Source organism: Colwellia hornerae, assembly GCF_007954355.1.
Lineage (GTDB): Bacteria > Pseudomonadota > Gammaproteobacteria > Enterobacterales > Alteromonadaceae > Colwellia_A > Colwellia_A hornerae.
This window is the reverse complement of record NZ_VOLR01000024.1, coordinates 1-17,999: the sequence shown is the minus strand read 5'-3', so window position 1 is coordinate 17,999 and position 17,999 is coordinate 1. Positions and strand designations below refer to the sequence as shown.

10 protein-coding genes are annotated in these 17,999 nt (G+C 39.0%); 3 read left to right on the top strand and 7 right to left on the bottom strand.

What is annotated here, in order from left to right:
• Positions 1 to 169 precede the first annotated feature (169 nt).
• The 5 genes from ESZ26_RS15265 to ESZ26_RS15245 all read right to left on the bottom strand — a co-directional run bounded on the left by ESZ26_RS15265 (position 170) and on the right by ESZ26_RS15245 (position 8,833).
• A complete protein-coding gene (locus ESZ26_RS15265) occupies positions 170 to 1,705 on the bottom strand; it encodes a methyl-accepting chemotaxis protein (protein WP_146800326.1) in 1,536 nt (511 codons plus the stop codon).
• Positions 1,706 to 1,983: 278 nt separating this feature from the next.
• Positions 1,984 to 2,457, bottom strand: coding sequence for a transcription elongation factor GreB (greB, locus tag ESZ26_RS15260; protein ID WP_146800325.1), 474 nt, complete (start codon positions 2,455 to 2,457; stop codon positions 1,984 to 1,986).
• A gap of 269 nt (positions 2,458 to 2,726) precedes the next feature.
• Positions 2,727 to 4,724, bottom strand: coding sequence for a TonB-dependent receptor plug domain-containing protein (locus ESZ26_RS15255; RefSeq protein WP_146800324.1), 1,998 nt, complete (start codon positions 4,722 to 4,724; stop codon positions 2,727 to 2,729).
• Positions 4,725 to 4,819: 95 nt separating this feature from the next.
• On the bottom strand, positions 4,820 to 5,194 hold the full coding sequence (locus ESZ26_RS15250) for a hypothetical protein (RefSeq protein WP_146800323.1): 375 nt from the start codon (positions 5,192 to 5,194) through the stop codon (positions 4,820 to 4,822).
• A 789-nt stretch (positions 5,195 to 5,983) separates the two neighbouring features.
• Positions 5,984 to 8,833: a M16 family metallopeptidase gene (locus ESZ26_RS15245; protein ID WP_223271672.1), complete on the bottom strand. Its 2,850-nt coding sequence runs from the start codon at positions 8,831 to 8,833 to the stop codon at positions 5,984 to 5,986.
• A gap of 530 nt (positions 8,834 to 9,363) precedes the next feature.
• On the opposite strand from ESZ26_RS15245, the gene ESZ26_RS15240 reads away from it, so the two are divergent.
• Both ESZ26_RS15240 and ESZ26_RS15235 read left to right on the top strand, forming a co-directional pair.
• Positions 9,364 to 10,230 (top strand): SPFH domain-containing protein, encoded by an 867-nt coding sequence (locus ESZ26_RS15240; protein ID WP_146800322.1) that lies wholly within the window; start codon positions 9,364 to 9,366, stop codon positions 10,228 to 10,230.
• A gap of 74 nt (positions 10,231 to 10,304) precedes the next feature.
• On the top strand, positions 10,305 to 10,436 hold the full coding sequence (locus tag ESZ26_RS15235) for a type II toxin-antitoxin system antitoxin (protein WP_483400378.1): 132 nt from the start codon (positions 10,305 to 10,307) through the stop codon (positions 10,434 to 10,436).
• A 302-nt stretch (positions 10,437 to 10,738) separates the two neighbouring features.
• Here ESZ26_RS15235 and polA read toward each other — a convergent pair whose 3' ends face one another.
• Positions 10,739 to 13,498: a DNA polymerase I gene (polA, locus tag ESZ26_RS15230; protein WP_146800320.1), complete on the bottom strand. Its 2,760-nt coding sequence runs from the start codon at positions 13,496 to 13,498 to the stop codon at positions 10,739 to 10,741.
• 815 nt (positions 13,499 to 14,313) lie between these two features.
• On the opposite strand from polA, the gene ESZ26_RS15225 reads away from it, so the two are divergent.
• A complete protein-coding gene (locus ESZ26_RS15225; protein WP_146800319.1) occupies positions 14,314 to 16,341 on the top strand; it encodes a methyl-accepting chemotaxis protein in 2,028 nt (675 codons plus the stop codon).
• Between the two features lie 97 nt (positions 16,342 to 16,438).
• On the opposite strand, the gene gorA is transcribed toward ESZ26_RS15225, so the two are convergent.
• Positions 16,439 to 17,794 (bottom strand): glutathione-disulfide reductase, encoded by a 1,356-nt coding sequence (gene gorA, locus ESZ26_RS15220; protein WP_146800318.1) that lies wholly within the window; start codon positions 17,792 to 17,794, stop codon positions 16,439 to 16,441.
• Positions 17,795 to 17,999: the final 205 nt, after the last annotated feature.

Sequence of the window (17,999 nt, the reverse complement as noted above, 5' to 3'; positions counted from 1 at the left end):
TCTACTTTAGTTAAATCAATGCCTAGTGTCGATGACTCTAATTGGCGAGCAAAGATTACCAGCCTTCAATAATAGGGTGAATTTTAAGGGGGGCATTCGAAGCCATTTTTAACCATAAAAAATGGCTGTATCTTGTCTTTTTTTTATAGCCAAGGCATCGAACATCATCCTAACCATTAAATGCTTGCCCTAAAGCGCTAAGCGCATTTGCTCTTTTTTTAATGTTCACGGTCTCACTTTCAACAGTATTGGTTTGATGAAGATTATTTTGAGAGGCATCGCTGATATTAATGATATTACGGCTGATTTCTTGAGAAACCATACTTTGCTCCTCTGATGCCGTAGAAATTTGTATGGCTAAATCAGAAATATCAGTGATCAGCGAATACACTTTATCAACAACATCATGAGCTTCTGTCGCTTTTTCTACACAACTATCGGCAGACTCTTTTCCTTTTGTCATGGTTTGCACCCATGATAAAAGTGTATTTTGCATTTCGGATATTGAGCTTTGAATTTGCTCTGTTGCCGCATGGGTTCTACTTGATAATGCCCTAACTTCATCGGCCACCACCGAAAAACCTCTACCATGTTCTCCAGCCCGTGCAGCTTCGATTGCCGCATTGAGCGCTAATAAATTTGTTTGGTCAGCAATACCCTGTATTTCATGCATTATGCTGCCAACTTTTTCAATTTCACTGGCGAGCTCTGTTGCCGAAGACGCCGAGTTAGCGACTTCTTCAGCCAATACATTTACTTTTGCCATGGTGGTGTGCATGGCCTTTGTGGCAATTTTGCAATCTGAATGTGCTTGATTAACTTTTTGTGAGGTGAATGTGGTGTTCTGCGCGACCTCATCGATCGTCGCAACCATTTCTTCGACAGCGGTTGCAACTTGATGTAATTCAGCCGTTTCTTGTTCAACACCTTCTTTCGCTATTCGGGCTGCTTGCTCAAGATTACTAGCACCAGCACTGAGTAAATTACTACTGTCAGTAATACGGCCTAGAATTGTTTTGATTTTACCTTCAGCTATTTTCAAATGAAAATCAGCAATGCCTTGCGATTTGCTTCCACAATAAATTAGCCGTGAAAGACTGTCATATTCTTTGCTGAGTTTTTTAAAATATTTAGGCGTATCTATAAGTTCATTTTTATAGGTTACAAAGGGTAATAAAGGTAATAAAAACATCATGTATGGGTAATAAAGGGCACTGATTAGTGTCGCTATACTCGCGCCAAAATAGGCTACATTTTTAACCTTGGCATTTTCGTACCACTTATTTAACGACTTACCTGATTGGAGTGCTTGATAAGACAATATTGCATTATTTTTAGTTTTCTCGTCTAAGCGGGTTCTTACCGATTGAAAACCAACTAGCTGACCTGACTCAAAAACAGGGGTAATAAAAGCATCGACCCAGTAATAACGACCATCTTTACAGCGATTCTTAACAACACCTCGCCAAGGTAAAGCAGATTCTAAATTAGTCCATAAATCTTTAAAGGCAGCCTTAGGCATGTCTGGGTGCCTAACAATACTATGATTTTGTCCAACAAGTTCAGCAAGGGAGAAACCGGCAATTCTACAAAAGTCTGGGTTTGCATAGGTAATGACACCTTTTTTATTTGTTGTTGAAATTAATTCGACCCCATGTTCAAAATTAACTTCTTCATCAATTGTCGATTGCTTTTGTCTTGTCATCATTACATCCTTTTATATGAATTTGTTATCTTAGCATTCTAGTTATAAAAACGACAAAATCAACAATATCAACTAAATATAGCAGATTTAAATAAAAGTTAGCTGAATAATACGTAAAATTAAGCGACCTTAATATTACAACAACAGTCATTATTGAACTATTTACGTTCTAGTGAAGAAAAATGTAAACTGTTATTAAGCGCAAAACTCTTAGCCAGGCTAGCATTAGAACAATAGATCGCGCAAGCTAGACAAGCCTTAGTACTTTTGTGTGCTGATTACTTATACCAAATTTTTATTATATCAAAAACGCGCTCACCTTCGGGAGTCTGTACTACCACTTCGTCATCAACACGCTTACCTATTAATGCTCTTGCCATGGGTGAATCCAGGCTTATCTCCCCTTTTTTAACGTCCCATTCATCAGGGCCAACTACTCGATAGATGACTTCTTTATCGTCTTCATTAATTAACGAGACCCAGGCACCAAAGTAGACTTTACCTTCTTGTTTAGGGTCATAATAAACAATCGTTAAGTCTTCGGTACGCTTAACTAAAAACCTCACCCGTCGGTCAATTTCACGCAAACGCCTTTTACCATAAATGTATTCTGCATTTTCACTTCGATCGCCTTGAGCAGCCGCTTCAGAGACCGATTTAGTGATGAGAGGACGCTCTTCCTTCCATAAATACTTTAGTTCTTTATCTAAGCGATCCCAGCCTGTTCGGGTAATGTAGTTACTTCGTTTCATATTTTTTAAACACGGATAAGCAGAATATTTATTGTGACAGGATTAAGCTGAGCTGACTATACTCAGCCACAATAAAGGTAGGAACAGTGTCACTCTTTGCCATGAATATTCATCGACGCGTATAGAGGCACAGATCCCTAACGTGATCATTTTAAGACAACAGAAGACACCAGTTTTTGGAATTAGGGGGTAACTAAAACTAATTCCCCCTAAAACCCTTAATACAATAGAGTCAATTCAACAAATCGTTATACTAATCTAGTGTGGTTTTATCCGCCAAATTTAAAACGTAAACCAGCATTAACAGTAAAACCATCGTTTCTTGACCAAATGTTTGTTGTCCATCGACCGCTAGGTGCTTGTTCAGGCAACACTAAAGAGTCTTCCTTAGTTTGTCGCACATTTAACAAGTTTTCAGCATTAACAAAAAAGCTTACTTGTCCGATGGTAATTTGACCTAATAGCCCTAAGTGCCAATAAGGGCTGCTTCGCTCTCGGTACGGATTGTTTTCAAGTTGCTGAGTACCCGTATAGTAAGCTTCAAACCCTACCATATGACTGCCATGCTCTTCCCACATTACAACTAGGCCAGCAGAATGTTTAGGGGTCAACGCTAAGGGTACTCGGGCAAAGTCAGAATCCCTTTCTTTAGTCGCGTCTGTATATAAATAGCTACCGGTAAATTTAATATCTCGCCAGCGATAGCGTAATAATAATTCAGCACCACTAATTTTACTTTCACCCGCAGTATTTACGATATGAACTTGTTTCCCCAACGCTTCATCAACACGATTAATGACCTCTAATTCGGTAACGTTTTCAATATCTGATGCAAATAATGTCAGGCTAGTTTCTACGCTGTCCAGCACATAGCTAATATCTATAGAAGCGGTAGATGCACGTTCCTCATCAAGATTTTCTAGCGGCGCAAGACGAGATAAACCTGCTTCATCAATATCTTCAATGAAAGGACTTGGCGCGAAAAAACCTTGTCCATATGCCCCTCTAACCGTCCAGTTTTCTGGGCGGTACAATAATGAAATTCGAGGGCTTACTTGCGTGCCATATTCATTATGCCAGTCAGCGCGTGCACTAAGCGACATAGAAATATCATCACTTACTTCATAATCTAGTTGCGAGAATAGACCAGGCACTTGATAAGAATAATTAAATTCAGAAAAGGTATCAGATTCGAACTTTTCAGACTGAAGTGCTAAGCCAACTAGCCATGCCGCTTTATCAGAATACCCTGATACACTCGACTCAATAAGGCTACTTGTGTGGCTGTCGTCTTCTTGAACAGGACCAAATTCATGCGCGTGGTTTTGTTTCATTGCAGAGCCACGGACATTAATAGACATCACCTCTCCTAATGGACGGTCGTATATAAAGCCAACATCAGTTCTAAGGGTATCCTGTGTTTGAGGAAACTTATTACCATCAGGTAAAGTAGCCTCACCTAAAGTGCCACCATCCCTTTGTTCCTTCATTGCCCCCAAGGTAAGGTAAAGATTTGCACCATTGTCGTCCTGCCAATAGAAACGAGGGCGGACACTATGCCTTTCGTAGCCAGCCAAATCGATCCAGCCATCATCATCTAAGTCTTGTTCTTCTTGATGATGTATTCCGGCAGTTACTGATGCACTTAAGGTGTTAGTTAACGGTGATGCAAAGTACGAAGTAATATCTTGACCGTTTTTAGAGGTAGCATTGACTAACACTTCGCCTTCATAAACATCTGCTGGCGTGCGTGAAATTAGATTGATCACCCCACCAAGTGCTGAGCCACCATAAAGAGAAGAAGCAGACCCTTTAATTATTTCAACATTGGCAAGGTCTGTAGGTGGAATTTGTAACAGGCCAATTGAAGCGGTTTGACCACCGTATAAAGGTAGGCCATCACTTAACAGCTGTGTATAACGGCCATACATTCCTTGCAGTCGAATATTAGAACTTCCTAACGCCGGCGAAGTGGTTTGCACTCTAACACCACCGGTTTCAGCCACTAACATAGAAATATTACCTGGGCGCATTAGCGCTTTTTCTTGTATTTCTTCGCCGTTAATAATTTCGGTTCGTGTTGCCGACTCGGTGACGATACGCCCTAAACGAGAAGCGTTTACTTGAATTTTTTCAATCTTGTTATCGTGATGCTCATGGTGCTCTTGTTTTTTATCGTGACCGTGAACATTGTTATTTTCATTCGCGTAAGCAAACGCAGGTATCAACAGTATTGCTACTGCCGTTTTTAATGACTTTCTAAACATTTTTTACCTCGGGTATGACTTAATAATCATTCAGCACAATGGCGCTGATCAACTTGAAAAGTTATAAATTGTACAATTTTTGGTGTGCTCAGTGCTTATGAGGTAAAAATGGGAGGGCGATAAAGTAACGGAGAAATAAATTTTGCCTGTTCAGATTGTTGCATATAAAAAACCTCAGCTAAAACAGCTGTTTTAGCTGAGTTAACTACCGTATTAAAATATACAGATGATGAACATGCATTAACAATACAAGTGCAATTAACACCGCAACATTCAATACCGCAGCAATCTTCTAGGCTAACGGTATCAAGGGTGTTTAAATCATAATGCTTTACTCGTTCACTGGCGTTAGAAGATAGAGAGTTAACTGAAGTTTCACAAGACATAGAGGTATTAAAGGTGATTGCTTGCCCGACAAAGGCGACCAGCATCATCGCTATAACAAAAATTCTTGAAACTGCTTTTAACATATAAACCTCTAAACACAATACGCATTGTATTATAAGAGTTTATTTATGATATGTGAACAATCATATGCAAGTTCATTCCCGTTATGAGTTAATTTTTCACTGTAAACTGTTTAGGAGGTTAATATTATAAACGCTGCTGTTGGCAGTGCGCACAAAGTGATCATTACAGCTCATTCAGCCTTAACAACTTATGAGTGAGTTTCAACTCCGTGTCTATTCACCGTCTCGCTCTTTGCCATCGACGTACATGGATGTACTAATGCAGTGATGACATGGATGTCAAAAAAATGGCCACGGCACCGCGACATTGCCTACATGGATGTAGGGACTATAATTTGTCTGGAACAAAATGACGTGCAGGGGGCACTAATGCAGCGAAGGCATGGATGCCTAAGAGCTGTCATGACCATTGACGTACATGGATGTACTAATGCCTTGAAAGACAGGAAGTCTGAGAAAGGCCATCCTGAACATCGTCGCTCCTTGCCATCGACGTATAGGGAAGTACTAATGCCGTGATGACATGGATGTCAAAAAACGGCCATGGCACCGCGACATTGCCTACATGGATGTAGGTACTTATGATTTGTCTGGAACAAAAATGACGTGCAGGAGGCACTAATGCAGCGAAGGCATGGATGCCTAAGAGCTGTCATGACCGTTCATCCTGAACATCGTCGCTCCTTGCCATCCATGGCACCGCGACATACCGTTAATCCTGAACATAAAAAAGCCTTAACGTTTATCGCTAAGGCTTTATATCAATGACTCAAAGAGCACAACGTGAGATTAGATTTCGTAATCAATCACTTCATAACCTAATGCTTTCAGTTGGGGTTTCAATGTTTTAGCGTCACCAACAACAACCATTAACATTTCTGCTAAGTTTAAGTGTTTCTTCGCTAGCTCATTGATTTCCTCGGCACTGATTGTTTCAACAATCTCAGCTCGTTCTTGCACAAAACTTGGCTTTAAGTCGTATTCTAGGATTTGTGCTAAGAAACCTAATTTTGCCCGTGGTGTTTCATATTTCAACGCATCTCTTTGGTTAATTGAATTACGCATAAAACTTAATTCTTCCGCGGTAATGCCTTGCTCGCGATAGCCTTTTATCTCGCTAACAAATTCAACAATTGACTTATCGGTCACATCAGCACGAACTTCAGCAGAAGCGGTAAACGTACCAGAAAATTTGTCAGCACTAAAACCAGAACGTGCGCCATAGGTGTAGCCTTTATCTTCACGAAGATTTAAGTTTATACGACTATTAAATGCACCACCTAAAGTGAAGTTCATTAAATAAGACTTGTAATACTCACCGACAATATCTTGGGTCATAGAGCGTTTACCAATGCGAATCGCTGATTGTGCTGCGCCTTCTTTATTTACTAAATAAATAACACCCGCTTTTGTTTCAGGTTTAGCCAGTGTTAACACTAAGCTTGTTCCTTTACCTTGCCAGGTAGAAAAGACGTTAAGTGATTTAATTAACGCTTTTTCTTTCAGGTCTGAAACGACTATTAACTGACTATCGCTGGGTTTTACTTGCTGTTGGTAGAAGGCTTTAACATCCGCTAAGGTAATATTATTAAGACTTTGCTCAGTACCTTGGCTTGATGTTGCAGCAATGTTGTCAGCTTGCAATAATTGACGATAAGCTGTTGAGGCTAAATAACCTGCATCTTTCTTACTATTAATCGCGCCCTGAATAGCATTACTTTTGTTACGTGAAAACTCTGCTTCAATGAATGCTGGGTGCATTAATTTTTCATTAACCAGTACCATCGTCGCATCAAGGTTTTTGGTTAAGGTACTGACATTAATATTCAAGTATTGATTACCTGCATAGATAGCGATTGAGCTACCTAATTTTTGTAATTCATTGCTCATTTCTTCGGCACTACGTTTAGTGGTCGACTCATTTAATGCACTAGCAAGTAACGAAACAACACCCGCTTTATCTTTCTCAGAGTAGTAGTGACCTGCAGGTATTTTTAACAATAATGATGTTGTTGGGGTTTCAATGCTTTGCGTACCCAAGACTTTAATACCATTGGCTAAAGTTTTGTTCCACATCTGTGGCACTGCTACAGATTTATTGGCACCTGAGGTTGGCATTTTACTGCGATCAAAGTTATCGCTAGCTTTGCGCACCACTAAACTCTCCGCTGAGGTTTTAGATGCTTGGCCTTTACTGCGCGGTGCAGGAATAAAATTGTCTTGCGCGGCAATTAAATCAAGTTTACCTTTAGGCACTATGCTCATGATCACCCCATGTTGGCCTTTAATATACTTTTTAAAGACCCGCATAACATCGGCCTTAGTAACATTGGCATAACGTGCGATATCTTTTTCAATATAATTTGGATCGCCCTTAAATGTTTGATTAGCCGCAAGTGTACTCACTTTGCCCGAAACACTTTGTAAACCAAAGATAAAGCTTGCCTCCATACTCGCTTTAACTTTCGCTAGATCGTCGTCTTCCACGCCACGCTCTTCAAATTCAACTAAGCTGTCGCGAATCACTTTTTCTATATCTGCTAATGTTTTTCCTGAAGCGGGGTGTGGTAACGCTAATAAAGTAAAGGTACACGCTAATTCTGCACAGGGATGTCCCACTGAAGCTTGAACCGCTAATTGATTTTTCACTAAGTTTTTATAAAGCAAAGATGTTTTACCACCACCTAAAATACTGGATAAAACATCAAGTGGAGCTTCATCTGCATGGCGAACAGAAACTGTTGGGTAAGACATATACACTAAAGGTAAATGGACATTATCTTCCATGGAAATATAACGATCTTCGTTAATAGTAAATGTAGGTTTTTCAGGCATAGCGATTTCAGGTCCGCGTGGGATAGATCCGAAATACTGTTCCACTAAGGCTAACGTTTCTTTCGCGTCAATATCACCACCTATGGTTAAGGTTGCGTTATTTGGGCCATACCATTTTAAGAAAAAGGCCTTTAGGTCGTTAACATTTACGCGGTCTAGATCTTCTAAGTAACCAATGGTTTGCCATGAATAAGGGTGACCTGCCGGATATAACGCTTCGGCAACTCTCTCGCCTAATAAACCGTAAGGACGATTATCATAACTTTGTCCTCTTTCATTTTTTACAGTTTCACGTTGAACTTCAAATTTTTCTTGCGTTACCGCATCAACCAAAAAGCCCATACGGTCAGACTCTAACCACAACATTTTTTCTAGTTGGTTAGCTGGAACCGTTTGAAAATAATTAGTTCGATCGCCGTTAGTTGTCCCATTTAAGGTACCTCCAGCTTCAGTTATTAATTTAAAATGCTGTTCGTCGGCTACGTTTTCAGAACCTTGAAACATCATATGTTCGAAAAAATGAGCAAAACCTGACTTACCTAACTCTTCGCGAGCAGAGCCAACGTGATAGGTCATGTCAACATGGACTAAGGGATCAGAAGCATCTTGATGAAGAATAACCGTCAAACCATTACTTAAGGTATATTTTTGATAAGGAATAACAGTTTTACCCGCTGCTGCCATTACTTGCTCAACAAAATTAACACCTGTTGGTAATGTCACTTCAGCCATGGTGGTAGTTGGCGCGGTTTGTTCACATGCTGCTAAACAAGTTAATAGCAGTGGAATGCTCCATTTTTTCAATTTATGCTCCTTGGTGGCTTTATTATTTATATAAATATATTTTCTCGCGCTAAGCTTCTGCGCCAGTATCTACCCCTAATATATGATTTGCTCACTTGCTTTGCCAATGATATTTCTGTTTTGCAATAATTTGTTACTTATTTGTTAACATTTAAATTCAAAATAAAAAAAAGACAACCCTTGTTGTCTCAATTAATGTCAGTAAGCGTTTTCGCTACTCTTCTTCTTTTTTATTATCTTGTTCTTGCTGTTCTTGTGTTTCAGTTTTCACTGGTTCGTGACCTTCGCCGCCACAGCCTCCACAACATCCCATTATATTTTCCTGTTGAATAATGATAGTAAGATTATAGCTAAGCCTGAACTCGTCAAAATTGATCGAAATCATCAAAGATCGAATAACTTTACTATTGTGCTGACTCTCGACTATTTCGATAAATATCTTCTCAATTAATATTGCTCTGTTAATACTTGCAATAAATCAAAAGTGATATCATAATGATATCACTTATAGAAATCCTACTGAGAATAATATGATTACAGAAAAAGAGATCAAAGCCCCTAATGGTATTATGTTTATTTTTGTTTTACTGGCATCACAGATTGCTGCGTTCACTTTCTCAATTAATAACATAATAAATAACAATGTCACGCTTGCCATTATTGGTTTACTTGTTACCCTCGCTATTTTCATTTGCTGGTTTGGTTTTTTTATGGTTAATCCCAAAGAAGCTCGAGTGATGCAATTGTTTGGTAAGTACGCTGGCACCGTTCATGATTCAGGCTTACGTTGGGCCAACCCTTTTTACACAAAAATGCGCGTCTCTTTACGGGTTAGAAATTTTGAAAGTAGTAAACTTAAAGTTAATGACAAAAATGGTAATCCCATTGAAATTGCTGCCGTTATTGTCTGGGAAGTAACCGATACCGCCGAGGCTGTTTTTCAAGTTGATGATTATGAAGATTTTGTGTCTATTCAAAGTGAATCTGCTTTACGTAATTTAGCGACAAGTTATGCGTATGACCATCACGAAGATGACGGCATCTCTTTACGCAGCGATCCCACGCAAATTTCAGCGGCATTAAAAATTGAAGTACAAGACAGATTAGAAAAAGCCGGGGTCACGGTTATTGAATCTCGTATTAGTCATTTAGCCTATGCACCAGAAATTGCCAACGCTATGCTAAGACGTCAACAAGCTATGGCAATTATTGCCGCACGTAGAACCATAGTTGAAGGTGCTGTCGGTATGGTTGAAATGGCGTTAACAAAATTAGAAGAGCGTCAGATTGTCGAACTTGATGCAGAAAGAAAAGCCGCGATGGTTAGCAACTTATTAGTCGTTTTATGTAGCGACGAAGCGGCTCAACCCGTAGTGAATACCGGCAGCTTGTATTAATCATCAATTGAGGGAGAAATATTGTGGCAAAAAAAGCATACCCTCTTCGTATCAATGAAGAGATTTTGTCTGCGATGCAACGTTGGTCTGATGATGAATTACGCAGTTTAAACGCACAAATAGAGTACGTGCTGCGTGATGCATTACGAAAGTCTGGCCGGACTAAGCCTAAGCCGATAGAGGCTATTGTTGATCCTAAAAGCTAATATTGTTAAGCCAATTCCATTCAATTAATGACTAATAGTGATCAGTTATTAAGTGGCATTGGCATCTCATTTAATGAAATATAATTACATAAAGTAAGTTCATCATATTTTAGGCAAAAAAATACCGATGACAAGGTCATCGGCTTATAAGCTATGAGGAGAGCTTAAATATACAAATTATTACAACAAGCGTTCACAAAAGAACAAATATATTATAGAGTAATCATTCTACTTCTGTAAAGCACTTTATGTAATTTAATTACATTTTGGTTCTAAAAAACCAAAAAAGTAAGTTTATATAGTTAATGCGCCTGCTCCCAGTTATCACCTATACCCGCTTCGGCAATAAGTGGTACTTTTAACTTCACTGCACCATTCATAATTTCAACAAGCTTTGCCGTTGTTTCCTCAACGATGTCTTGATGAATTTCAAACACTAACTCATCGTGTACTTGCATTGTCATTTGAATACGTGGGTCTTGCTGAGCTTGTATCCATTCGTCTACGGCTAACATCGCCTTTTTAATGATATCTGCGGCAGTGCCTTGCATCGGAGCATTAATAGCGGCACGTTCAGCGCCTTTTCTGCGCATCGCATTTTTAGCTTTAATGTCAGGTAAATATAAACGACGACCAAAGCATGTTTCTACAAAACCTTGTTCAGCCGCTTGCTGACGCGTGTCCTCCATATAAGCCATCACATTAGGATAACGTTCAAAATATTTATCCATATACTCTTGTGCACGATGACGAGGCACATCAAGTTGTTTTGCTAAACCAAACGCTGACATCCCATAAATCAAACCAAAATTTACCGCTTTAGCGCTCCGACGTTGATCAACCGTCACTTCGGCTAAATCGACAGCAAATATTTCCGCTGCTGTTGCTTTATGGACATCTCGCCCCTCTGAAAAGGCTGAGACTAAGCCGGGATCATCAGATAAATGCGCCATAATACGCAGTTCTATTTGGGAATAATCTATTGCAACAATTTTATGATCTTTGGGGGCAATAAACGCTAAACGAATTTTTCGACCTTCTTCGCTACGAATTGGGATATTCTGAAGGTTTGGATCGGTCGACGATAAGCGACCAGTCGCTGCAACGGCTTGTTGATAAGAAGTATGTACTCGGCCTGACTTACACACTAATAAAGGCAGTTTATCGGTGTAAGTCGATTTTAACTTACTCAAACCTCGATTTTCTAAAATAACTTTCGGTAAAGGGTAATCTAGCGCCAGCTCTTGTAACACTTCTTCAGCAGTTGAAGGAGCACCTTTTGGCGTTTTCTTAATAACAGGGATTTTTAACTCTTCAAACAATATTTTTTGTAATTGCTTGGGTGATGATAAGTTAAACGTTTGTCCTGCTATATCATGTGCTTGAATTTCTAATTCTTGTAAGCGCATGCCAAGTGCATGACTTTGTTCATTCAACAAATCAGAATCGATTAAAACACCGTGTTGTTCCATACGGGCTAAAACAGGTAGCAAGGGCATTTCAATATCGGTAAAGACTGATAATTGGTCTTTATTTTTTTCTAACTGAGTATAAATGGCTTGATGTAAGCGTAAGGTAATATCGGCATCTTCGGCGGCATAGTGACCCGCTTTTTCAATTTCAATTTGATTAAAGGTTAATTTTTTAGCACCTTTGCCAGCAACCTCTTCAAAACTGACCGTTTTGTAGCCTAAATATTTAGTCGCTAACGCGTCCATATTGTGGCGAGTGGCGACACTGTTTAAACAATAAGACTCGATCATGGTATCAAAGGTAATACCTTTCATTTCAATATTATAACGAGAAAGCACGTTAGCATCATACTTTAAGTTCTGACCGACTTTTGCTTGATTTTTATCTTCTAGCAGAGGTTTTAATTGCGCCAATACCCACTCACGGTCGAGTTGTTTAGGCGCATCGGGATAATCGTGCATAAGTGGCACATAAGCGGCAGTCCCTACTGCTATTGAAAATGATAAGCCTACTAACTCTGCTTTCATATAATCGACACTGGTTGTTTCGGTATCAAAGGCAAAGAGCTCAGCATTTTTTAACTTCGTTAACCATAAAGTAAAATCAGCTTCACTAAAGATAATTTGATAGTCAGTTTCAATATCATCGACTAGAGGCGTTTCCTCTTCAATAGTGTCAACACTTGAAGTTTGTTGCCCTGGCGAGCTGGCAACAGCGGATTCGCCATTTTGTAAGTCTGCTAATAACCGACGCAGTTCAAATCGAGTGTATAGTTCGGTGAGTTTTTCAACATCGGCAACACCTGGCTGTAATTGCTCTGCGGTTTGCTCAAGCGGTACGTCAAGTTTAATGGTTGCTAATTCATAAGAGAGTGGCAAGAACTCAAGTGCTTCACGTAGATACTCACCAATCTTACCTTTTACGTTACCGGCATTAGCCATCACATTGTCTAAATTTTCATGCTCAAGCAACCACTTAACTGCAGTTTTAGGTCCACATTTATTTACACCTGGGATGTTATCAACCTTATCGCCCATTAACGCTAGGTAATCGATAATTTGATCAGGGCGAACACCAAATTTTTCAATAACACCGGCAACATCCATTTTTACATCCGTCATGGTATTAATAAGCGTGACATGCTTATCAACTAACTGCGCCATGTCTTTATCGCCTGTTGAAATAACGGTGTCGATACCTGCTTTGCTCGCTTGCTCTGCCAAGGTACCAATAACATCATCGGCTTCGACACCATCAATCACTAATAGCGGTAACCCCATAGCGGCAACAATTTCATGTATCGGTGCAATTTGAGTACGAAGGTCATCGGGCATAGGTGGTCGATTAGCTTTATATTCAGGATACATGTCATTACGAAAGGTTTTACCTTTCGCATCAAATATCACAATTACATTGCCATTTGGGTAATTTTTTTTCAGACTTTTTAGCATGTTTAACACGCCAGTAATCGCACCGGTAGGTTGACCATCTTTTGTCGATAACGCTTGTAAATATGGAACATGATAAGCACGGAATAAGTACGAAGAACCATCTACTAAAATGAGTGGCGATAAAGCAGAATTTGTCATGATGATATGTGACTAGAAGGAAATTTGGCTAAGGATGCCATACTCAGTACATTCTCTCCACTTAATCTATAAAATTAGTCGCAAAAGATCGTTAAAATTGTGGATAAGTATGTTGAAAACAACGTAGAAATCCATAACAACTAAATAGCTATTACGGTAAATTTATCGATAGTTTATTGTTTTTACTGGGAAAAGGTATTTTGAAATTCCTTTTTCACATATTTATTATTATTTTTATTTATGTGGATAAAAATTTTATCCTGTACGTTTTCAGCATCTTATTAATTGTGTGTTTTTTGTGCTGCTCAAATAAACGAGGTAAGAGAGTACCAGAATTTTCTCTCAATACCAGACAATTATTAAATTATTTTAGTGGTATAAAATCGCTTTAAATAACTAAAAAACATAAGCGAATCACAGTAAGACTTTGCGCGATTTAAAAGATAAAAAAAAAGCAAAATTAATTTATCTATAAGTTGAATAAAGCGCGAACTTTAACAAAAAAATATCACTTGATTGTTCTTGCTTTATTTTCATAAATAATATTTAATTTTAAATGCAATATAGTTATATTTTTAGTGCGCGCATCTGGTCATACCTTTATTGAGTAGCGAAGATTACCGTGATATTGTAATTACACATAAGAAACGGATGTCTATTAGGCCAGTAGGTCACCCTTTAATTTAATTTGATTTAATTGTTAGGTAAAACGCTTTTATCTAAGACATTTTTAATAATAAATGCACATCTTTATCACGTTAAGTAAATATCGGATTACAATTAAAGGATGAGCAACGAAACACAAGGCTTAATTAATGCTGAATCTTACCATAAAACAAAAAATCATCTTTGGTTTCACCACGATTGGATTATTATTACTAACGGCGAGTAGCTTTTTTTATTATTCATTAAATAAAATTTCTGACGCTAATAATAATGTCGAAACATTAGCGGTTCCTGTACAAAAACAAAGTGGTACCTTACAAGTTCAATTGCTCAAAATGATGAAGCAAGCGGCTGTTGCTTACACCCAATCTGATGCTAATGAGTTACAAGAAAGCTTAAAACAGTTTAATCTCCTACAAAAGGATTACCAACAAACGGTTCAGCTATTACGCTTAAAAGTCACTGAACAAGCACAAATGCAATCGGCTCTTGAAGAAGCGCAAGTGCAATATCAACAATATTCAACCGATATACAAGCAATGTTCTCTGCAAAAATAGGGCATCAGCAAGCGACGATAGACTTTCAAAATGACTATAAAACTTTTGAAAACGCTCGCTATCAAGCAAGCACGCACATGCTTGATTTAGAAATTCTTGAAGCGACCGGTCAGGAAAAATTACTTGATGAGGTTATCGGCACAGGTACGCGTATTGATGACTCGCTTTTTACTTTAGGCAACACTATGTCAGGGCTTGACCGCATAGCGTTAACTGACTTAGTGACTAAGCACCAAGAAGATATGGTTTTTTTAATCAATAATATTGAAACTAATTTTGCTTATTTAGTCCAGCAAGCTGAACCACTTAATGCCAATGAACTGCTAAATGACTTCAAGCAAAACTTGACTATAATGCAAGAATCAATTCAACAGCCGGGTCGTTTATACCAATTACAACAGCAAACAATCAATCTGCAACATCAAGCAAAGGAAGCTTATCTTTCAGCAACCCAATCTTATAATTTAAGCTATGCAAAACTTGATGAGTTAGTTCTATTAGCTAATAAACGTTTTGTCCATTTTCAAAATAATGCCCAAGAGGAAATTGAAAGAGGAAAAACTTTAGCCATCGTTTTAGCGTTAATCTTTATTGTTATGGCGACCTTTATTACTTATGTCACCACTAAAGCAATGATTGGCCCATTACAGGCAGTGAATAAAGCCTTAGCATTAATTGCCAGCGGCAACTTATCAAAGCGCATGGAGAAGCGCAGTGATGATGAATTTGGCGGGCTTATTACTAATATTAATAAGTTATCTGATGATCTGACTCATTTACTTAACACCATTAATAAAGACGCTCATTCGCTTGATGAATCTGCGGCGTTAACCAACCAACAGAGTTTGTTTATTTCCGAATCGGCCAGTCAACAAATTACCCGTATCGATAATGCCAAGCAGCTTGCTGAACAAATGTTTGCCAGTTCAAGTATGGTGAAGGATGAAGCAGTTATTACCGCCTCACATGTCACTGAAGCATCTCAACGCAGCCAAGATATTAATAATATTGCTAACGATAACAGCAAGCGTATTAAGCAGTTATCAACTCGACTGGGTGAGTCGGTTGAAGTTATGGAATTACTTAGCCAGCATAGCCGGAGCATAGGAAGTATTTTAGATACCATTGGTGGTATTGCCGAGCAAACTAACTTGCTGGCGTTAAACGCGGCTATTGAAGCGGCAAGAGCCGGAGAGCAAGGTCGTGGTTTCTCAGTGGTTGCTGATGAAGTAAGATCATTAGCTTCTCGTACTCAAGCGTCCACCGCTGAAATACAAGTGATGATTAATAATTTACAAAAAGATACTTCTATTGCGGTTAAGGCTATTTCTGAAGGTCAAACACAAGCCAGTGAGTGTGTTGCCCAAAGTCAGCAATTAAGCCATGCCATTAACCAAATTGAGGATACCTTAAAAGCGATTGATTCTATGAGTAAAAGCATTACCACTGCGGCACAAGAACAGTTGGTTTATAGTGAACAAATTGAGCAAACAATGAATGAAACAGCTGATGCGGCAAATAAGAATGCCATGGAAGCCAGTAATATGCACAAAAGAAGTGAAGATGTGAATAACCTAGCGCACTCGCTAACAAGTTCAGTAGAGCGTTTTACACTGTAAGTAACCTATTTATTACCAACGATAAAGTTGTATTGGCGTCATCATTAACTTCGCGAAGATGACGCCAACACTTACTTAAAGGAGTGCTTAACGCCACTTAATTCATAGTGACAAACTCTTCAGCACTCGTTGGGTGTATCGCAATAGTATTATCAAAGTCCGCTTTAGTCGCACCCATCTTCATCGCAACCGCAAACCCTTGTAATAATTCATCACTGCCAAAACCGATACTGTGAATACCGACTATTTTTTCTTCTTTGCCGACACATATAAGCTTCATACGCGTAGGATCACGATAATCTTCAGTCATCGCCTGATACAAGGCAGTGAACTGTGAATTGTAAACCTTAACCTGTTCTACGCCATATTCTGCAAGCGCTTCTTTTTCTGATAAACCAACAGTACCAATAACAGGATGACTAAACACCACAGTGGCAATATTTGAATAATCTAAATGCTCATAAGGTTTATTATTAAATAAACGCTCACATAAACGTCGTCCAGCGGCAACAGCTACCGGTGTTAGTTGTGCACGACCGGTATTATCACCCACTGCATAGATACCTTTAACATTAGTATTTTGGTATTTATCTGTTGTAATAAAACCCTGCTCGTTCATTGTTACGCCAGCCGCTTCTAAATTAATCTTATCTGTTGCCGGCTCTCGACCTATTGCCCAAACTAAGGAGTCAACCGGCCCCACAGACTTGCCATTTTCTAAATGGACAGTCAGTTGGCCGTTATCATGCTTTTCAACATGGCTAGGCGTACTGTGGTTATGAAGTGTTGGACCATGTTTTGCCATTTGTTCGACTAAGGTGTCACTGAGCATATCGTCGAAACCACGCAGCGGCTTTTCTTTACGCACTAATAAATGAGCCGTAGTGCCTAAAGCATGAAATACGCCAGCAAGTTCTACGGCAATATAACCCGCGCCAACAACAACAACACTTTTTGGTTGTTCTGTTAAGGCAAAAAAACCATCTGAATCAATACCGTACTCAGCACCTTTAATGGTGGGAATACTAGGTCGACCACCGGTAGCAATAACAATGTGGTCAGCAGTAATTTTTTCACCATTAACTTCTACGGTGTTTTTATTAATAAATTTTGCAAAACCATCAATAACAGTCACACCGTTACTGGCAAAACCGCGCGCATAGGCCGCGTGAATACGTTCTATATAAGCTTCTCTGTTTTTAACTAATGTGCTCCAATTAAAACCTTGCAACGGTGCATTAAAACCGTAATCGGCAGCGTAATGTAACGCATCGGCAATTTGCCCGGCATACCACATCGCTTTTTTCGGTACACAACCTACATTGACACAAGTGCCACCAATTTGCTTAGCTTCAATTACTGCTGCTTTTTTACCAAGCTTTGCTGCGCGATTTGCAGAAGCAATACCGCCACTTCCTGCGCCAATGGCAAGAAAGTCAAAATGTTGAGTCATGTTTTTATTCCTAGAAAAGAGTATTGGGTTATATATGCGGCTAAAACAAACGTTATTCAAGCCAATCAGCTATTATGGCTTATAGTTCGACCAAGCCACTTAATCTCATAAAGTAACTTACTATTAGATTAGGTGGAACATGCTCCTGTTGGTTACGAATATTGAATGGTAAACATCCAATGTTTCTAACAAGACGTTCGAACCA